The organism is Streptomyces sp. NPDC030862, from assembly GCF_055571835.1.
In genome coordinates, this window is the sequence record NZ_JBVIEN010000009.1 from 172,538 (window position 1) to 189,296 (window position 16,759).

The following is a 16,759-nucleotide window of genomic DNA, read 5'->3' on the forward strand; positions in this document are numbered from 1 at the left end:
CCGCCGCTGTCTTGCGCGGTTTCGCCTCTTGAACCGGGCAGCCCGACGTTTCCTGACAGGTTCGGGATGTGAACCACGTCACATCCCGCCGGAGCCGGGTCAGAGCGTGAGGAGCGGGGGCTCCCCCTGGTGCGCGGCGGTCCACAGCTCCGTCGCACGGACGAGCTTGTCGGGGTTGACCTGGCTGCGGATCGCGACGATGCCCTCCGCGGTGACCTCCAGGCAGGTGACCGCGACGACCCGGCCGTCCACGACCGCCACGATGGCGGGCTCGCCGTTGGCGGTCGTGGCATAGATCGCGGGCGCGCCGCCGACGAGGGCCCGCTTGGCCTCGCTGGGCTTGAACAGGCCGCGCATGAACTTCGCGACCGCGAGCGCGCCCTCGAACGCCTTGGCGCGGGCCGGGACCTTCCCGCCGCCGTCACCGGCCGCGATGGCGTCCTCGGTCAGCAGGCGTACGAGGGGTTCGGTACGGCCGCTGGTCGCCGCCGCCAGGAACTCCTCGACGATCCGCCGGGCGGCGGCCTCGTCGATCTCGGTGCGCGCCTTGCCGTCCGCGACGTGCTTCTTGGCCCGGTGGTACGTCTGCTGACTGGCGGCCTCGGTGATGTCGAGGATCGCGGCGATCTCCCGGTGCGGGTAGTCGAAGGCCTCCCGCAGCACGTACACCGCCCGCTCGCCCGGCGAGAGGCGCTCCAGCAGGACGAGGACGGCGTACGACACCGACTCGCGCTGTTCGGCGGTGTCGGCCGGGCCGAGCATCGGGTCCCCGGCGAGGAGCGGCTCCGGGAGCCACCTGCCCACGTACGTCTCCCGCCGGGCGCGCGCCGAAGTGAGCATGTTGAGACAGAGGTTGGTCAGCACCTTCGTGAGCCACGCCTCGGGCACCTCGATCCGCGCCACGTCGGCGGCCTGCCAGCGCAGGAACGTTTCCTGCACGGCGTCCTCCGCCTCACTCGCCGAGCCGAGCAACCGGTAGGCGATGGCCTCCAGCCGCGGCCTGGCGGCCTCGAACCGGTCGACGTCACTCGTGATCAGGGCCATGCGCGCGATCGTAGCCGTCCGGGGGCCGGCGCGGCAGGCGGGATGGCCGGCCGATCCGGCCGCTCACCCGCCTCACCAGGTCGCGTACCCCGAAAAGGGCCGTACGCCGTCGCCCCAACGGACGGCGATCAACAGGTCCTCGTACCTGAGGAGGCCCGCCAGCTCCGCGTTGCCGTCGTCCGCGTCGCGGTTGAAGGTGCGCGCGTCCCGGCGCTCGCCGGTGGCGGCGTCGTGGACGTACAGCTGGTCATGGCCCCTCCTTTCGCGGGTCAGGACCGTCACGCGGCCACCGCCCGCGTGCAGTGCCGTGATCCCGCCGGACACGGAGTCCCGCCACACCTCGTTGCCGCTCGTCAGGTCGTAGGCGACGATCTCGCCTCCGATGTGGGTGAAGAGCTTCCCGCCGTCGACAGCCACCCTTTCCCGGCTGCCCACCGGGATGCCGGCGTTGCCACCGACGGACTCGATCAGCGCCTGACGGCGGCCGTCCGGCCCGAAGGAGACGAAGGAGTCCGTCCCGTGCTCATCCCGCGACTCGACGTCGAGCACCGCCGGTTCGGCGGCGGACAGGAAGCCGACGGACACGTCCGTGCCGATCGGGCGCCGGTCACCGAGGGGGACCGTCCACCGCGCCGTGCCGTCGGCCGGGTCGAACGCGGCGAGCTTCATCTCCTCGCAGGCGAGGACCACGAGGACCTGCCGGGCCGAGGCGGCGACCCCGTGCGGCAGGCAACCCTTCGGTACGGCGGCCTGCCAACGCTTGGCGCCGGTGCGCAGGTCGAAGGCGCCCACGGCCCGGTCGGCGGGGAGGTACACGGCGAGTCCGCCGCCGACGGCGACGACGTCCTCCCCGCCGGCCCACGGCCCAGCGCCCGGCGTGCGGCTGATCCGCCACAGCTCGCGTCCGTTCTTCAGGTCGATCGCGACGACGGTGGCGCAGCCCTTGCCCACGTCGCCATGGGCGATCAGCGCGACGGAGCCCGCCACGACGCGGCTCGTCGCGCAGATCTCGGCCGTCCTGGGTGGGTCGTACTGCCAACGCCGCTTCCCCGACCCGGCGTCGAAGGCCGTGACGGCGTCGTAGCGGCTGCGGACGACGGTGTCCCCGACGAGCCAGGCCGCGTTGCCGTACGCGGCGGCCGCGCGGTCGTGCGGGGTGTTCCAGACGCGTTCCATGGAGTCGCCGGGCATGTAGCCCAATTCGGAGGCGATGGCGGAGGCGAGACCCGCCAGGAGGCCGAGCGGCACGACGATCAGTGCCGCGAGGGCGATCGCCCTCCTCCACCACCCCGGTGCCGCGTCATCGCTCGTACGCGTCGCCATACGGATCCCCACCCCTGGTCCAGCAGTTCGAAGGCCTCGGGGTAGGGGACGGCCTACGCGCCGGCGGCCGCCTCCCGCGCGACGAGGGCGCGCCAGGAGGGGGCGGGGCGCGGGGCCGCCGCCGCGGCGGCCTGCCGGCAGCGCCCGCACTGCGTCTCGTCCCCGACCGGCCGGAACAGGTGCTCGTCACCCGGCCCCTCACAGACGACCATCTGGCGCGGCCCCGCGGCGGCTTCCGCGGCGACGGGCAGCTTCTCCACCAGGCGGTGCCGCAGGAACCCCACCGCCGAGCGGACGCCCCCGGGCGGCAGCCCGGACGTCAGCGCCCGGTGCAGTTCGGACGCCGACAGGCCGCGCCGCAACCACTCGGCCGCCGCGTCGGCGAGGCCGCGTGCCTCGCGGACGCCGAGCAGCAGGTCGGGGTGCGTATGCCGCAGCGAGAGGAGGACCCGCTCGGCCTGGTCGAGTTCCGGCGCCGAAGCCGGGGCCGGGGCTTTGGGTGGGTGGTGGGGATCGTTCTTCTCTCCGTCTTCGTCTTCCGGAGGGGAGCCGCCGACCACCCGGGGTGCCGATTCACCGACGGTCGGTTCCGGCGCACTCGGCGGCGCGACCGGCGGACCTGGCGGCTCGGCCGGAGACGCTTCCGCCGGAACGCCGCCCCGGACCCGGGCCGCTTCCTCCCTCGTGAGGGTGACGTTCGAGCAGAGCTGCTCCGTGGCCCACCGGCCCCGGTGGTCCTGGAACTGCCACTCGTGGACGAACCCGCCCTCGACCAGCAGTCGCTTGGCCTTCTGGTACGCCCGGGGCTTCAGCCCCAACTCGGCGGCGTGCTCGCTCAGCGGCTTGCCGACCTTGCCGTCGGGCAGCCCCTGGATGTGAATGAGCAGGATCTTCGCGTCGCTGTTGAGGTGCGAATGCCGTACGACGTCGTGCGAGACCTTGGTGTAGCGCCGAACGGGCGCGATAGCATGCCGAAGCATTTCCGTGGAGTTGCCTTCCACTGGGAGTGAAGGTCCTCGGATGGGTGTTGGCGCACCGCCGGGGACCGCTCCATGTGCCCACGGAGCGTGATGACGCGGTCACCGTACCGCATCACCCGCCATTTCGTACAACAAGTCCTTTTCGGCGGACGGCACTTCACTCCACAGCTCAGCGGACGGTCTACGCGAACTGCCCGGGCTGGTAGTCACCGGCGGGGTTCCGGACGATGACGTTCAGGCGGTTGAAGGCGTTGATGAGGGCGATGGTCGCCACCAGCGCGGTGAGCTGCTCCTCGTCGTAGTGCTTCGCGGCGTTCGCCCACGCCTCGTCCGTGACGCCGCCGGCCGCGTCCGCGATGCGCGTGCCCTGCTCGACGAGCTCCAGCGCGGCGCGCTCGGCGTCGGTGAAGACGGTGGCCTCCCGCCAGGCCGCGACCATGTTCAGGCGCAGGGCGGTCTCCCCGGCGTGGAGGGCGTCCTTGGTGTGCATGTCGACGCAGAAACCGCAGCCGTTGATCTGGCTCGCGCGGAGGGTGATCAGGTGCTGGGTCTCGGTGGGCACGGACGCGCCCTCCAGGACCTTCCCGGCCGTCGCGAGGTGCTTGACGAACGTGGCGGCGACCGGGCTGGCGAAGAGGTTCAGTCGGGCTTCCATGGTGTGCTCCTTGGCCGTTGCTGGCGGATACACCTCTGGGACGAGTCGGCCCCGGCGAAGCGTGACATCGCCGACTGTGACGCGCGTCTCCCCCTGCCGGGGGCTCCCTCACCGATGACTTCCTGCGTGCTCGACGGTCAGACTCCCGAGACCGAACACGGAACACACGGCACAGGAGGACCCGCCATGCGCACCCTGATCAGCACCGCCTTCGTCTCCCTCGACGGCGTCGTGGAAGCCCCGGGCGGCGAGCCCGGTTACCGGAACTCCGGCTGGACGTTCCAGCACGTCGAGTTCCTGCCCGAGGCCTTCGACATCAAGGGCCGCGAGCAGAAGGAGGCCACCGCGATGCTGATGGGCCGCACCAGCTATGAGGCGTTCAGCGGGGTGTGGCCCGACATGGAGGACTTCGCCGACTACAAGGCGATGCCGAAGTACGTCGTCTCCACCACCCTCACCGAGGACGCCCTGGTCCCCCACTGGGGCGAGACGACGATCCTGCGCTCCGTCGACGACGTCGCCGCCCTCAAGCAGACCGAGGGCGGCCCGATCATCGTCCACGGCAGCGCGACCCTGAACCACGCCCTGTCGGACGCGGGCCTGATCGACCGCTACCACCTGCTCGTCTTCCCGCTCCTCCTCGGCGCGGGCAAGCGCCTCTTCAGCGCCACGGACAAGGACGTCCAGAAGCTGAAGCTGGTCGAGCACGAGGCGTACGCCAACGGCCTCCAGAAGCAGGTCTTCGACATCGTCCGCTGACGGCGCTGGTCTTGTCCGGCCGCCCGGAGGTGTCGAAGGACCCAGCCCCGGCGTCAGGAAAGGCCGACAGCCGTGACCAGCTCGCGCACACCGCTGACCCGTGCGTGTCGTGAGCGGAGCTCGGTGACGATTTTCCGGATCGCAGGGCGGTCGCGCACCTCCCCCGGGGAAACACGCATGGCAGACAGCAGCTCCGCTGCCGTCTGTTCGGGCTTGCCACGCTGCCACCAGGCCCGCGCGAGGTCGGTGTGCATGCGGCCTTTGCGCTCAGGGGTGGTGAACTGGCCCTCATGGAGGCGACGCCCAGCTTCCAGTGCCCTTCCGGCGTCGCCTAGGGCCCAGTGCACCCCGACGGTGTAAAGGTCGACGGCTGCTGGCGTGAGCGAGAACAAGCGTCCGTCGGGCGCCTCGTCCGGAAGGCGCCGGGCCGCTCGCGCCGCTTCCCTGATCATGTCGAGTGCCTGACCTCGGTCACCGGCGATCGCTGCCGTGTAACTGGTTGTGCACAGCATCTGTGCGTATGCGGACGCCTGGGCGTCGGTCTTCAGGCCCGTGGCCTCCACCCGGGCGACGGCGTCGAGGATGTGGTGCTGGGCTGCGCCCGGCTGATCCTGGTGGCGCAGCACGATGCTCAGCTCGCGCGCCGCAGCTGCGGCGACGAGCGGAGAACCGGACCACTCCGCGTACACACCCGCCCGCTCGGCGGTGATCCGGGACTGCTCGTAGCGGCCTACCTTCGTCAGTACCTGCGAGGCAAGGCTGTAGGTCGCGGAGAGGCGGGCGATCGCGACGTCCGTACGGCTACGGGCGGCAGCGTGGGCGTCGGCGAGCAGCTCCGGCATGTCCTTCAGAAGCTTCGTGTTGTGGCCAGCGTCGAATGCGCGGCGGGCCTGGGCCAGGCGTACATCGAGCGGGACTGAGGTACCGGTCGGGGCAGGCATGCTCGCCAGCGCGTCATCAAGGCCGCCGAGCAGGGCGGCCGGAGCCGTGAGCCCTGCGGCGGCGAGCAGTGTCCGGCGGCGCAATGGATCCTCCTCGGCGCGGCATGCCCCTTCCGGCGAGACTCTAGTGGCTGGAGGGCCTGTTAACCCCAAACAAGCCGTCAACACGTCTGGCGGCACACCGACCTCCCGGGCGGCATGCCGCAGGAGGTCCAAGTCGGCATGGCGTCCCCGAGTCTCCAGCCGGGAAACCGTGGAGGCGGAACAGCCGATGCGTATCCCGAGATCCGCTTGACGCCATCCTCGGGAGACCCGGCCGATGCGGATGAGCCTTCCTGGGTCGCGCTGCTCGATGGACGCATGGACCTGGCCGGTGTACCACAGCGGTTCGGTGCTCATCTGGCCTCCCACACGACACCGCGGCGGGTACTGCCTGCTCACGGTAGCCGCATCCGTACTGCCTGAACACGGCGCGTGCAGCATCTGCAAACGCCGTGCACGGGAGGCGAGTCGATCACCCCGGCGACCGGATCGGCGATTTCGTGGAACCGCGACCCCGCACGAAGGCGGGGCTCCGACATCCGGAGGACAGCAAATGGCGACAGCAGCCGAAACCCGGCTCCGCAACCCGCGCGACTATGTGAAGCCCGAGGTCTGGGACCGCGAGATCCAGCTCCTCATGCGCGACCACCCCTTCGACGAGGTGATGGCTACCCGCCTCTTCGGCGCGGCCATCTCGTACCTGATCACGGCCATCGAGAAGTGGGGCCAGGGCCTGGAGATGTGCTGTGGCCGGCTGGTGGACACCGCGGTGCACGTCTTCATCCTGGACACGAAGAACTACCGCGAGTGGTGCGAGGAGCACTTCGACGGCAGGTTCCTGGAGCACATCCCCGAGGTCGCGTTCAAGTACGACGGCAGCGTCGAGCGCACGGCCAGCATCATCGCGGACAACGGATTCCAGGTCGACTGGAAGCTGTGGGAGCGCGATTACGCGAAGTGCGGCCCCTGCCGACCGGGAGCCGACTGCCACTGACCGAAGCCCAGGGCCGCGGGTGGATCCAGCCGCCCGGGGCCCTGGGCTCGATCGTCCGTGCGGATGAAACGGCGCGATACCGCCGCGCCCGACGCAGCGCGTGGCTACGGTGGCCTGCCTGGAGACACAGGCCCCGGAGGACCCATGCCCCGCGCGTCGACCAACCTGCCCGAGTACTGGGACACGTACAAGCCCCACCACGGCGAAGGCGAACAGCCTGCCCCCGAGGTCGATGCCTTCGCCTGGACGCAGTACGAGGGCCACGGCCCGGGCGCCGAGTTCCTCCGAACGCCCCGCACGGCGCTGGAGCTCGGCTGCGCCGAGGGGAAGGAAGCGGTGTTCCTGGCCCGGACCGGGGTCGAGGTCACCGCCTTGGACTTCTCCTCGGCGCAGATCGCGCGGGCACGCCGGTGGTGGGAAGGCACCCCTGGTCTCACCTTCGTCGAGGCCGAGGCGTGCGACTACCTTGCCCGCACCGAGACCACCTACGACGCCGTGTACTCGGTGTGGGGTGCACTGTGGTTCACCGATCCGGACCAGCTCGTGCCGCTGATCGCCAAGCGGCTCAATCCCCGCGGCACCCTGGCCTTCGCGCACGCCGAGCCGCTCGAGGGCTTCTACGGTCCGCAGCCGATGTACGGCAACGGCCTGGCCGGCCGAAAGCTCACCGTCCTGCGCTGGGCGTACAGCCCGGACTGGTGGGCGGACCTCCTGAAGCGGCAAGGCTTCACGGAGGTCGACGCTCTTGTCCTACCGGCACCGAATCCCGGCGATGTCGGCACCCTGATGGTGCGCGGAAGCATGCCCGCGCGGTGACGTGTACGCGAGTCGACCGCCGGAGCGGGTGTGCAGCGAGGAGGAGTGGACGTGCCGCAGCAGACCTCTGGTAACGGACGTGACCAACCTCCCATCGCCGCAGCCGTCGTCGTCCGCGAGGGGCGCGTCCTGATGGTGCGGCGCCGGGTCGGCGAAGGTCGGCTCTCCTGGCAGTTCCCCGCCGGCGCGGTCGAGCCCGGCGAGATGCGCGAGGCCGCCGCCGTGCGGGAGACCAGGGAGGAGACCGGACTGCACGTCTCCGCCATCCAGCTGCTCGGCGAACGGGTCCACCCGGTGACCGGGAGGTTGATGTCCTACACCGCCTGCCACGTCGTGAGCGGTGCAGCGTACGTCGCGGACATCGAGGAACTGGCGGAGCTCGCCTGGGTGACACACGAGAAGATCTCCGCGTACGTGCCGTACGGGCTGTTCGCGCCGGTGCAGCTGTACCTCGACGCCGCGCTGCGGACTGAATCCGCCCCCTAGGTCGTGTCCGGCGGACAGCCCGCGAGACCGGCCCGCGGGCTTCGGCAGCCGATCGGGGCGGGCTGCTGCCGGCCCGCCCGCGACCAGAGCGTCTTACGCGGGCCTGCGGCCCGTCGTCGAGGCGAAGCCCAGCCAGGTGTGGCGGTTGCCCCACCAGCACCAGCCCACCTTCGGGGCGTCGCGCCGCTCGCGGCCGTCGCGGCCCGTGCCGTTGCTGATCCAGATGGCCGGGGTGCGGGCGTCGAAGGTGCCGTTGGCCTTGCGCAGCCGCGAACCGATCGTCATGAAGCAGTGGTTGCGCTCCAGGGCCTCGGGCTGCTGGAGCACCCAGTGGATGCCCTCGGTGAGGACCATCGGGGTGCGGTCCTTCGCGGTGAGGGCGGGCAGGGCCTCCTCCGGGCTCCAGTTGGCCATGTCGTCGCCCCGGTCCGGGGCGGTGACGAGGTAGAGCGGCGTATCGGGCAGCTCGACGGTGTCGAGCGGGGCGAAGTCGTCGACGTCGGGCATGTCGACGACGACGAACCCGGGCTTGTCCGCGCGGCGGAGCAGCGGCGCGAGCGCCGAGGCGGGGACGCGGCTCGGGTGGACGGCGAGCAGAACGTCACCGTCGCCGCCCACACCGTTGGCGCCTTCGGCGAATGCGCGCAGCTCCTCGGCGGACATCCCCGCCAGCTCGTGCACCCCGAGCTCGATCAGGCACTCCGCCTGGGCGGCGAGCGGCGGGAGCGGCGGGAGCGTGGTCACGGTGGTGGCGGCGGCGGGTACGGTTTCGGGCACAGCACTCCCTCAGTCGGCTGTTCGAAGCGGTGGCCCCGGGTCAACGACGCGCCTGCCTCACGTGTTCCCGTCCATCCGCTGTGCCCGCCCCGCGAGGTGCCGTCGCTCAGGGGCGCTCGTCGTACGGCGCGCGGCCTCCCGGTACGCGGCCGCCGCGGACTCCCGGTCGCCGAGCAGCTCCAGCAGGTGCGCCCGCGTCGCGTGCAACCGGTGGTGGCGGGCCAGGCGGCCGTCGGCCTCCAGCTCCGCGAGCAGGTCGAGCCCGGCGCCCGGGCCGTGGACCATGGCGACGGCGACCGCGCGGTTCAGCGTCACCATCGGGTTGGGCCCGAAGTGCTCCAGCAGTTCGTAGAGCGCGAGGATCTGCGGCCAGTCAGTCGCGTCGGTGTCCCGCGCCTCGTCGTGCACCGCCGCGATGGCGGCCTGCACCTGGTACGGGCCCACCTGCCCGCGCGGCAGGGTCCGGCTGATCAGGCCGACGCCCTCCTCGATCAGCCGCGCCAGCGCCGTACGGTGTCGCCGTCCAGAGTGAGCCACGTGCCGTCTCCCAGCGGCACGGGCAGACACCCCACGGCGTGCGGGTAGTGCACCTCACCCAGGACGGTCAGAGTTCCGGCATCGAGGATGAAGTGGCGTGCTTCCTCGCCCCAGGGGTCCTCCCCTGCCGCTGCCAGGATGCGGTCGCCGTCGACGTAGCCAGGCTGGCCCATGAAGACGAGTCCATCCGGCAGGACGTCGCCGGCCTCGGCCTCGAGCGGTTCCTGCGCGCCTGCCGTGTAGCGGGACAGGAGAGCGCCTCCGATGGAGATGGTCAGGAAGTCGCCGGGTGCGATGGAGCTGCCCGTGAAGGGTTCGTCGAAGGTGCCCACGGTCCGCAGGCGCAGCCCGCTGTCGGGGGTGAGGGAGACGAGGAGGGAGTACGCCTCCTCCTGCCCCTGAGCCGCGTTGAGGAACACTTCCGCTGCACTGGTGGGTCCCTGATGGAACTCGTAGGTGCCGTCGGAGGACGGCATGACGGTCTCGGCGACGACCTCACCGGTCTTGAGGTCGAGTGCGATACAGGCGTCCTGTCGACGGCCCTGATCCGTCAGTGTGGCAGCGGGTACGGCGGCGAGCAGGTAGCGGCCGGTCGGGTCGGCACAGCAGGCACCGAAAGCCCACCATGGCCACGGCGCGTGAGGGAATGTCCAGCGGGCCTGCCCGTCCGCGTCGTAGACCGTCACAGCCTCCCGGGTGCTGACGGCTAGAGCTCCATCAGGAGCATGAGAGCAGTACGAACGGCTTTCGGCCAGAGCGCGAATGGTCCAGCTGTGCTGAGCGTCCAGGATGGTGCCCTGGTCTCCGGATACCCGGCCCAGGCGGATGTCCGTTGCGCCGCGGGCCACCAGCCAGTAGGCGCCCTCCCTCACCAGCCACTGGTCGAGCCTGCCATCCGACCTGGCCAGGCCGGAGAACTCCTCGCTTGCTGTGAGCTCCGCGGGCACCGGCGTGTGCTCCATGCTGCTACTTCGTCCTCAGATAGTCGTCTGCCACGGGCCGAACCGCTTGGGCAGGCCCCTCCAGGGCAGCCCGATGCGGAACTCCCCTATCCCCGCGCGTCCGGCTTCCACTCCTGGGCGAGGAGCCCGAGCACCACCTCGTCCAGGAACTCGCCCAACGCCCAGTGCGAGGAGCGCAGCACGCCCTCCCGGACGAAGCCGTTGCGCTCGGCGGAGCGCAGCATCGCGGTGTTGTCCGCCAGCGTCTCGATCTGCAACCGCTGCAGGCCGCGCACGACGAAGCCGTAGTAGCACAGCACCGCGACCACGTCGGTGCCGTACCCCTTGCCGCGGGAGGACGGCAGCAGCCCGAGCCCGATGTGCGCGGACCGGTGGTGGTTGTCGATGCCCCACAGCGTGGCGGTGCCGACGAGCGCCCCGCCGTCCAGCTCGACCACGGAGAACTGGACCCTCCCCTGCTGCTTGTCGTCCACCACGAGCCGGGGATCGTTCGAGCCGGGCGTGATCGGCCGCCACGGCACTCCCTCCGCCCGCGAGGCACCGGCCACGTCGTCGTAGAGCTCGGTCCGCAGGACCGGGATGTCCTCGTCGTAGCGGGCCCTCAGCCCGACCTTGCCGCCTCGTAGCATGCGAGGTTCTTATCCGGCCGGGCCGGACGGCGGCAAACCATTAAGCACCCACGGCCGCCGTGGGTCACCCGGGCGGTGCCATCACCCGGACCACCGTCTCGTGCAGCAGGTCCGGCTCCACGAACGGCGCTTCCGCCGTCGGCCGCGACCGCCAGTCCAGCGGCCACGTCAGCCCGTCGAGCGCGGGCACCCCGACGAACGCCGCCCCGCGCGCGTTCCGGCTCAGCGCCCTCGCCCCCGCCGGCCAGGCGTACGCGCGTGCCGTCTGCGGCGGCAGGAGGAAGTAGAGGTTCTGCTCCCCGGCGAGCTCCCGGACGATGGGCCCCGCCTCGAAGTGGGTGAACTGCATGAGCTCGTACGCGACCTCCTCGCCGAGCATCCCGCCGATGCGTACGGCGTCGAAGTGGATGCCCGCGTGCCGCAGGGCGTGCCCGGAGGCGGGTACCCAAGAAGGCACTCTGTCAAGCGAATTGCGCTGATTCATGCGGCCAGCTTGGCCCTCCGGTTCTACTGTGACCAGCACCACAGGAGGTCTGTGAGGGGCTGTGCAATTGGGGAGGACGTGCGTGAAGAGGGGAAACACGGGCACCACGGGCGCCGCGAAGGCGTTCGGCAGGCTGCTCCGCTTCCACCGGGAGCGAGCGAAGGTATCGCAGGAGGCGCTGGGCCGCCACACCGGTTACTCCAAGTCCCAGGTGGCCATGATCGAGCGCGGCGAGCGGCGCCCGAGGGGCAATTTCGTGGCGCTGTCGGATGAGTTCCTGGGTGCACAAGGTGCACTGATCGAGGTGGCGCAGGAGCTCACTGCGAGCGGTGTGGCGGCGTGGTTCGAGGATTACTTGGAGGAGGAGGCGAAGGCGGCAGGTGTCCACAAGTACGAGAGCCAGCTGATCCCGGGTCTGCTTCAAACCGAGGCTTACGCGCGAGCCGTATACGCCTGCGCCTGCCCGCCGTGGGATCCAGAGGAGCTGGAGGCATCCATCGCGGCCCGGATGGCCAGGCAAAGCCTGTTCCATCGGAAGCCCACGGCGCTCATCAGTTTCGTCCTGGAGAAGGCGGCACTGACCAAGCCGCTCGGCGGCGCGGCAGTACTCAAGGAAAACCTGCTGCACATCCTGGAGATCGGGCAGCTGAGCAACGTGCAGATCCAGGTGATGCCGGAGTTTCCGGAGGTCCACGCCGGGCTCAGCGGTCCCTTCGTACTTCTGGAGACGGCCAAGCGCCAAAGCCAGCTCGTCTATGTCGAGGGACAGAGTGGGAGGTACTTTCTGAGCGAGCAGCCAGAGCTGGGAGACGCGTTCGCACGGTACGGCCTCTTGCGGGCGCAAGCTCTCAACCCGGACGATTCGGCCGAACTCATCGAACAGGTGGCACGAAAGCTATGAGCACGGACCTCAACTGGTTCAAGAGCAGCTACAGCAGCGACCAGCAGGGCGACTGCGTCGAGGTCGCCGCCTGCCCCCACGCCGTCCACGTCCGCGACTCCAAGGACACCACCCGCCCCGCCCTCACCGTCTCCCCCACCGCCTGGTCCGCCTTCCTCGCCGCCGCCCACGACAGCTGAGCCGAAGGCGCTCCTGACAGGGGCCGGGGCACGCCCACATGATGCGGGCATGACCGACATCGGAGAAGCGCTCTGGAACGCCACCGTCCGTCCCGCCGCGTACGCGCCCGGATACGAGCCCGGGGGTGAGCAGTACCAGGCCGCTGTCCTGGAGCAGTACAAGCTGTGCGTGGAGATGGCCGACCGCACCAGCTCCCGCCGCAACCTCACCAACACCTTCTTCGTCTCCCTCAACAGCGTCATCGCCGCGATGCTGACCGGCTTGGGCGGCGGGGGCCTCACCCACGCACCGCTCTGGGCGCTGCTGGGCGGGTTGGCGATCCTGTTCGCCCAGTGCGTCGCCTGGTTCGTCACCATCCGCTCGTACCGCCTGCTCACCGCGGCGAAGTACGCGGTGATCGGCGCGTTCGAGGAGCGGTTACCGGCGTACGCGTACTCCCGCGCCGAGTGGCAGGCCCTCGGCGAGGGGAGGGACTGGCGCAAGTACCTGCCGCTGACCCACGTCGAGCAGTGGGTGCCGTTCGCGTTCGCGCTGACGTACTTGCTGGGGTTCGCAGCGGCCGTCGCCTGACGCCGGACGGCGGCGGTGTCAGTGGGATCTGCCATGATGCGCGGCACCAGCGAGAGCACGGGAGCGGTCATGGTGGAGCAGGCGGTACGGGCGATAGTCGAGGCGATCACCGCGGAAGCGCCGAGCGGCTGGACACGGGCGGTGATGCACGGGCAGGTCGGTCGTCACGGCGTCACGGTGACCGGTGGCTACACCCCGCGGGGCAATCCCTGGGAAAACCCCATGCCCCACCCCTTGGTGGAGCTCATGGTGCTGGGCGAGGCACTGCGGCAGGAGCGGGGGTGGGAGTCCGCGAGCGTGGAGATCCGGTGCCTGCCGACCGGCGCGTACCGGTTCACCGCCTTCGACGACTCCCTGACCTGGGTGACCGGGGAGGGCAGCGGCTACCAGGCGGTCCTGGACCCCGACTACCGGCTTCCTCAGCCCGGCGCGTACCAGGAGCCCGGCACGGCGGCTCCGGCGGGGGAACCGGAGCCGGCCGTGGCCCGCTTCCGTGCGTACCTCGAACGGCGTGCCGCGATCCTCGGGAACCCGGAGGAGCTGCCCCCGCCCGCCACCGAGGCGGAGATCGCGGAGGCGGAGGGCCGCCTCGGCCGCCGCCTGCCCGCCGACCTGCGGGCGCTGTACGCGGTCGCCGACGGCGACGGGGACCTCGGGCTGTTCCGCGGCCACGCCTGGCTGCCGTTGAGGCGGCTCGTCGCCGAGAGCACCGGCCGGTACGCGGTCGAGCGGCCCTGGTTCGGCTGGGACCTGGAGTGGGACGGCGTCGTCTTCGACACCACCCCCGCCGACACCGTCCGCCGCTGCGGCGCCCATCCGGGCTGGCTGCGCTTCGCCACCGCGTACGACGGCAACTACCTGGCCGTCGACACGGTCCCGGCCCGGAACGGGCGTCCCGGCCAGGTCGTCCGCACCGGCCGCGACTACAACGAGGGGCCGGACTACGTCACCGACTCGGTCACCTCGCTCCTCGGCCACTACCTGGGCCTCCTGGACCAGGGCGCGTACGAGAAGCACGGCGAGCACATCGCCTTGCGGGAACCCGGCCGCAAGCCCGTCCCGCTCCAGCTCATCGGGGGCATCCCGGACGAGGTCCCGCCCACCCTCCAGGCGCTCCACGTCAACAAGGCCCCCGACGTCGTCGACCTCGCCCCGCTGACCGCGGCGCCCCGGCTGCGCCGTCTGCACCTCAACCGCTCCACCACCGGTGACCTGACCCCGGTGCGCGACCTGCCCGTCGAGTCCCTGCGCGTCACGCTCGTCGACGGCGATCTGACCCCGCTCGCCGGGCACGCCCACCTCACGTCGCTCGATCTGACCACCACGGCCCCGACCGACCTCACCCCGCTGCGTACCGTGCCCCATCTGCGCGGCCTCGACCTCTCCGGGGCCGACACCCCCGACCTGACCGCCCTGGCCGAGCTGCCGGAGCTGCGCTACCTCGCCCTCACCGGCCGCCAGTGGACCGCCCTGCTAGACGCGGGAGCGGTGCCTCCCGGTCTCGCGGCCGCACGTCTCGCCGACGAGGACGCCGGCCTCGACGACGCCTTGGCCTGGGCGGCCCGCCTGGGACTCGACACCGCGGACGCCCTTCGCACCACCGGAATGCTCACGCCTTGACCTCAAGTCAGCTTGAGTTTCTACGGTGAGTCCCACCGAACGCGCACCACCCGCGCACCGCCGGAGGGACCAGCCATGCAGTACACGCACAGCGACGACGAACTGATCAAGCAGCCCATCGGCTACTGGAGTTGGGCCGCGTACAAGGCCGTCGTCACCCGCACCCGCGCCGCGCTCGACGAGATCGGCACCACGCAGCCCCAGTGGTGGGTGCTCGCCCAAGTGGCCCGGGCCGACAGCCCCAAGACCCGCACCGAGGTCTCGCGCCTCCTCCGGGACTACCTGGACACGGGCGAGGTGACCATGGAAGCGGAGATCGACACGACCATCACCCAGGGCTGGATCACCGAGGACCCGGAGGGCCGTCTCGCCCTCACCCCGGAAGGCAGCGCCTTCTTCACCAAGGCGGCTGCCCTGCAAGACGAGTTGTGGAGGGAACGGCACGCGGACATCACCGACGAGGAGTACCTGACCACCATGAAGGTGCTCCAGCGCTTCATCCACAACACGGGCGGGCGCTTCTGGCACCACTAGGGGACGTCGGCCGCCTCCGCCCGAGCCGTCTCAGCACCAGATCGGCTCCTGCGCGGAGTCCCTGGCCGGCTGCTGCGCGGCGGCCACGGAGACGCGGGGTGCCGGGTCGCGGAGCGCCTGGTCGGCGGGGCCCGCCGTCAGGGCGGCGAGCAGGGCGGCGGCGGTGGCGGCGACGAGCTTCGTAACGGACTTACGGCACATGGGGGAGCCTCTTCATCTCGGAACGGAGAGCGGGGAGTTGGCCGGTTCTTTCCGTCCCGGCGCATCGCCATCGTGCCGAGCCGCGGAGGCGGCTGTCGCTTGATTCCGCTGGCACAAAGCCTCCCGACACATCCGTGCCAGCGCGTCCGCCGCCCTCCGGACATGCGTATGAGGGGGCACGCTCCTGACACAGTCGGTCCACGTAATGGACACTGTTTGTGCAGGCAGCGATGGATGTGGACAATCCACGTGCAAGATCGCCTCTGAGGGCCCGCCTTGCCGCCAGCGTTGTCGGCCGACCATGCGCGCCGCTCCGTTCCGCGACCTGGGGGGACTTCCCGTGCTCGTTGCTCTCGGGCTGACAGAGCGGTCCGACACGCTCTACCGGTTCATCCTCAAACGGCCTGATCTCACCGTCGCCCACCTCGCCGAAGCACTGGGCCGGCCCCAGGAGGACATCTGCGAGGACCTGGAGGAGCTGACGCGGCTCTCCCTCCTCGCACCGTCCTGGCGCGGTGACGGCCGCCTGCGGGTGGTCAACCCGAAGGCGGCGCTCGACGCCCTGCTCGCCCACCAGCAGGCGGAGATCGCCGAGCGGCACCGGGCGCTGGCCGAGAGCCAGGCGGCGGCGGGCGCACTGCTGTCGCAGTACGCCGAGCTGCATCCGGCGGGCGAGACCCACGAGGCGGAACGCCTCCAGGGGATCGATGCCGTATGGGCGAAGATGGAGCAGCTGAACGACAGCACCCGGTCCGAATCCATGGCGTTCGCGCCCGGCGGGGCCCAGACCTCGGAGGCCTACAAGGCCAGCGAGCCGCTCTCGGAGGCGCTGCTCGCGCGAGGGGTGCGGATCAGGACCATCTACCTCGACTCCATCCGGAACGATCCCCCGAGCGTCGAGCACGCCCGCTGGCTGACCGAGCGCGGCGGGCAGGTGCGGACCGTCTCCGCCCTGCCGATGCGGATGTACATCGCCGACCGGAAGTCGGCGATGGTCCCCATCAACCCGGCCGACAGCGCGAAGGGCGCGGTGCTGCTGCGCGAGCCGGGGGCCGTGGCCGCGTTCTGCGCGCTGTTCGAGGCGGTGTGGGCGACCGCGACGCCGTTCGGTGAGCCGCCCCGGCGCAGCCTCGACGACCCGGGCTCGCAGCCCCGGGAGCTGCTGCGCCTGCTCGCCCAGGGGTACACCGACGAGGCCGCCGCCCGTCGGCTGGGAATCTCCCTGCGCAGCGAACGGCGGCTGATCTCGGAGCTGATGGAGAAGCTGGACGCGCAGAGCCGCTTCCAGCTGGGACAGCGGGCCGCCGAACACGGCCTGCTGTGA

The 16,759-nt window shown here is 71.0% G+C and carries 20 protein-coding genes and 1 pseudogene; 10 read left to right on the forward strand and 11 right to left on the reverse strand.

Annotated elements, in window-relative coordinates:
- Positions 1-99 precede the first annotated feature (99 nt).
- The 4 genes from sigJ to ACZ42X_RS24240 form a co-directional block, all read right to left on the reverse strand.
- Positions 100-1,044, reverse strand: coding sequence for an RNA polymerase sigma factor SigJ (gene sigJ / locus ACZ42X_RS24225; protein WP_468293806.1), 945 nt, complete (start codon positions 1,042-1,044; stop codon positions 100-102).
- 72 nt (positions 1,045-1,116) lie between these two features.
- Positions 1,117-2,367 carry an outer membrane protein assembly factor BamB family protein gene (locus tag ACZ42X_RS24230; RefSeq protein WP_468293809.1) on the reverse strand — a complete coding sequence of 417 codons (1,251 nt, stop codon included), beginning with the start codon at positions 2,365-2,367 and terminating at the stop codon, positions 1,117-1,119.
- 53 nt (positions 2,368-2,420) lie between these two features.
- Positions 2,421-3,347: a hypothetical protein gene (locus ACZ42X_RS24235; RefSeq protein ID WP_468293812.1), complete on the reverse strand. Its 927-nt coding sequence runs from the start codon at positions 3,345-3,347 to the stop codon at positions 2,421-2,423.
- 181 nt (positions 3,348-3,528) lie between these two features.
- Positions 3,529-4,002, reverse strand: coding sequence for a carboxymuconolactone decarboxylase family protein (locus ACZ42X_RS24240; RefSeq protein WP_468293815.1), 474 nt, complete (start codon positions 4,000-4,002; stop codon positions 3,529-3,531).
- A 186-nt stretch (positions 4,003-4,188) separates the two neighbouring features.
- Between ACZ42X_RS24240 and ACZ42X_RS24245 the strand changes: the two genes are divergently transcribed.
- Positions 4,189-4,761 (forward strand): dihydrofolate reductase family protein, encoded by a 573-nt coding sequence (locus ACZ42X_RS24245; protein WP_468293817.1) that lies wholly within the window; start codon positions 4,189-4,191, stop codon positions 4,759-4,761.
- Between the two features lie 53 nt (positions 4,762-4,814).
- Here the strand turns inward: ACZ42X_RS24245 and ACZ42X_RS24250 are convergent, their stop codons facing one another.
- The gene (locus ACZ42X_RS24250) at positions 4,815-6,101 is read right to left on the reverse strand and encodes a helix-turn-helix domain-containing protein (protein ID WP_468293820.1); all 1,287 of its coding nucleotides are present in this window, start codon (positions 6,099-6,101) and stop codon (positions 4,815-4,817) included.
- 196 nt (positions 6,102-6,297) lie between these two features.
- Between ACZ42X_RS24250 and ACZ42X_RS24255 the strand changes: the two genes are divergently transcribed.
- The 3 genes from ACZ42X_RS24255 to ACZ42X_RS24265 all read left to right on the forward strand — a co-directional run bounded on the left by ACZ42X_RS24255 (position 6,298) and on the right by ACZ42X_RS24265 (position 8,040).
- Positions 6,298-6,738, forward strand: a complete 441-nt coding sequence (locus tag ACZ42X_RS24255) for a glycine-rich domain-containing protein (protein WP_468293823.1) — start codon at positions 6,298-6,300, stop codon at positions 6,736-6,738.
- A gap of 144 nt (positions 6,739-6,882) precedes the next feature.
- On the forward strand, positions 6,883-7,554 hold the full coding sequence (locus ACZ42X_RS24260; protein ID WP_468293826.1) for a class I SAM-dependent methyltransferase: 672 nt from the start codon (positions 6,883-6,885) through the stop codon (positions 7,552-7,554).
- Between the two features lie 51 nt (positions 7,555-7,605).
- Positions 7,606-8,040 carry an NUDIX hydrolase gene (locus ACZ42X_RS24265; protein ID WP_468293829.1) on the forward strand — a complete coding sequence of 145 codons (435 nt, stop codon included), beginning with the start codon at positions 7,606-7,608 and terminating at the stop codon, positions 8,038-8,040.
- Between the two features lie 93 nt (positions 8,041-8,133).
- Here ACZ42X_RS24265 and ACZ42X_RS24270 read toward each other — a convergent pair whose 3' ends face one another.
- The 5 genes and pseudogenes from ACZ42X_RS24270 to ACZ42X_RS24290 all read right to left on the reverse strand — a co-directional run bounded on the left by ACZ42X_RS24270 (position 8,134) and on the right by ACZ42X_RS24290 (position 11,429).
- Positions 8,134-8,817 carry a DUF5701 family protein gene (locus ACZ42X_RS24270; protein ID WP_468293832.1) on the reverse strand — a complete coding sequence of 228 codons (684 nt, stop codon included), beginning with the start codon at positions 8,815-8,817 and terminating at the stop codon, positions 8,134-8,136.
- A gap of 57 nt (positions 8,818-8,874) precedes the next feature.
- Positions 8,875-9,312 (reverse strand): annotated as a pseudogene (locus ACZ42X_RS24275) (RNA polymerase sigma factor); the annotation flags it as partial.
- Positions 9,309-10,301: a hypothetical protein gene (locus ACZ42X_RS24280; RefSeq protein WP_468293835.1), complete on the reverse strand. Its 993-nt coding sequence runs from the start codon at positions 10,299-10,301 to the stop codon at positions 9,309-9,311. The gene ACZ42X_RS24280 and the pseudogene ACZ42X_RS24275, both read right to left, overlap by 4 nt.
- Before the next feature lie 101 nt (positions 10,302-10,402).
- A complete protein-coding gene (locus ACZ42X_RS24285; protein ID WP_468293838.1) occupies positions 10,403-10,945 on the reverse strand; it encodes a GNAT family N-acetyltransferase in 543 nt (180 codons plus the stop codon).
- Positions 10,946-11,009: 64 nt separating this feature from the next.
- Complete coding sequence (locus tag ACZ42X_RS24290; RefSeq protein ID WP_468293841.1) at positions 11,010-11,429, reverse strand: hypothetical protein; 420 nt, start codon at positions 11,427-11,429, stop codon at positions 11,010-11,012.
- 82 nt (positions 11,430-11,511) lie between these two features.
- On the opposite strand from ACZ42X_RS24290, the gene ACZ42X_RS24295 reads away from it, so the two are divergent.
- The 5 genes from ACZ42X_RS24295 to ACZ42X_RS24315 all read left to right on the forward strand — a co-directional run bounded on the left by ACZ42X_RS24295 (position 11,512) and on the right by ACZ42X_RS24315 (position 15,234).
- On the forward strand, positions 11,512-12,330 hold the full coding sequence (locus ACZ42X_RS24295) for a helix-turn-helix domain-containing protein (protein ID WP_468293844.1): 819 nt from the start codon (positions 11,512-11,514) through the stop codon (positions 12,328-12,330).
- Entirely contained in the window at positions 12,327-12,509 is a 183-nt protein-coding gene (locus ACZ42X_RS24300) for a DUF397 domain-containing protein (protein ID WP_468293846.1), read from the forward strand. The genes ACZ42X_RS24295 and ACZ42X_RS24300 overlap by 4 nt, the downstream gene beginning before the upstream one ends.
- A 49-nt stretch (positions 12,510-12,558) precedes the next feature.
- Positions 12,559-13,080: a RipA family octameric membrane protein gene (locus ACZ42X_RS24305; protein ID WP_468293849.1), complete on the forward strand. Its 522-nt coding sequence runs from the start codon at positions 12,559-12,561 to the stop codon at positions 13,078-13,080.
- A 33-nt stretch (positions 13,081-13,113) separates the two neighbouring features.
- Positions 13,114-14,700, forward strand: coding sequence for an SMI1/KNR4 family protein (locus ACZ42X_RS24310; RefSeq protein ID WP_468293852.1), 1,587 nt, complete (start codon positions 13,114-13,116; stop codon positions 14,698-14,700).
- 75 nt (positions 14,701-14,775) lie between these two features.
- The gene (locus ACZ42X_RS24315) at positions 14,776-15,234 is read left to right on the forward strand and encodes a MarR family winged helix-turn-helix transcriptional regulator (RefSeq protein ID WP_468293855.1); all 459 of its coding nucleotides are present in this window, start codon (positions 14,776-14,778) and stop codon (positions 15,232-15,234) included.
- A 30-nt stretch (positions 15,235-15,264) separates the two neighbouring features.
- Here ACZ42X_RS24315 and ACZ42X_RS24320 read toward each other — a convergent pair whose 3' ends face one another.
- Positions 15,265-15,435, reverse strand: coding sequence for a hypothetical protein (locus tag ACZ42X_RS24320; protein WP_468293858.1), 171 nt, complete (start codon positions 15,433-15,435; stop codon positions 15,265-15,267).
- Positions 15,436-15,775: 340 nt separating this feature from the next.
- On the opposite strand from ACZ42X_RS24320, the gene ACZ42X_RS24325 reads away from it, so the two are divergent.
- The gene (locus tag ACZ42X_RS24325) at positions 15,776-16,759 is read left to right on the forward strand and encodes a helix-turn-helix transcriptional regulator (protein WP_468293861.1); all 984 of its coding nucleotides are present in this window, start codon (positions 15,776-15,778) and stop codon (positions 16,757-16,759) included.

Coding starts and splice junctions, on each gene's coding strand:
- ACZ42X_RS24285 (WP_468293838.1), bottom strand. CDS start 10,945: ATGCTACGAGGCGGCAAGGTCGGGCTGAGGGCCCGCTACGACGAGGAC.
- ACZ42X_RS24305 (WP_468293849.1), top strand. CDS start 12,559: ATGACCGACATCGGAGAAGCGCTCTGGAACGCCACCGTCCGTCCCGCC.
- ACZ42X_RS24240 (WP_468293815.1), bottom strand. CDS start 4,002: ATGGAAGCCCGACTGAACCTCTTCGCCAGCCCGGTCGCCGCCACGTTC.
- ACZ42X_RS24245 (WP_468293817.1), top strand. CDS start 4,189: ATGCGCACCCTGATCAGCACCGCCTTCGTCTCCCTCGACGGCGTCGTG.
- ACZ42X_RS24260 (WP_468293826.1), top strand. CDS start 6,883: ATGCCCCGCGCGTCGACCAACCTGCCCGAGTACTGGGACACGTACAAG.
- ACZ42X_RS24255 (WP_468293823.1), top strand. CDS start 6,298: ATGGCGACAGCAGCCGAAACCCGGCTCCGCAACCCGCGCGACTATGTG.
- ACZ42X_RS24315 (WP_468293855.1), top strand. CDS start 14,776: ATGCAGTACACGCACAGCGACGACGAACTGATCAAGCAGCCCATCGGC.
- ACZ42X_RS24230 (WP_468293809.1), bottom strand. CDS start 2,367: ATGGCGACGCGTACGAGCGATGACGCGGCACCGGGGTGGTGGAGGAGG.
- ACZ42X_RS24235 (WP_468293812.1), bottom strand. CDS start 3,347: ATGCTTCGGCATGCTATCGCGCCCGTTCGGCGCTACACCAAGGTCTCG.
- sigJ (WP_468293806.1), bottom strand. CDS start 1,044: ATGGCCCTGATCACGAGTGACGTCGACCGGTTCGAGGCCGCCAGGCCG.
- ACZ42X_RS24320 (WP_468293858.1), bottom strand. CDS start 15,435: ATGTGCCGTAAGTCCGTTACGAAGCTCGTCGCCGCCACCGCCGCCGCC.
- ACZ42X_RS24290 (WP_468293841.1), bottom strand. CDS start 11,429: ATGAATCAGCGCAATTCGCTTGACAGAGTGCCTTCTTGGGTACCCGCC.
- ACZ42X_RS24250 (WP_468293820.1), bottom strand. CDS start 6,101: ATGAGCACCGAACCGCTGTGGTACACCGGCCAGGTCCATGCGTCCATC.
- ACZ42X_RS24300 (WP_468293846.1), top strand. CDS start 12,327: ATGAGCACGGACCTCAACTGGTTCAAGAGCAGCTACAGCAGCGACCAG.
- ACZ42X_RS24310 (WP_468293852.1), top strand. CDS start 13,114: ATGATGCGCGGCACCAGCGAGAGCACGGGAGCGGTCATGGTGGAGCAG.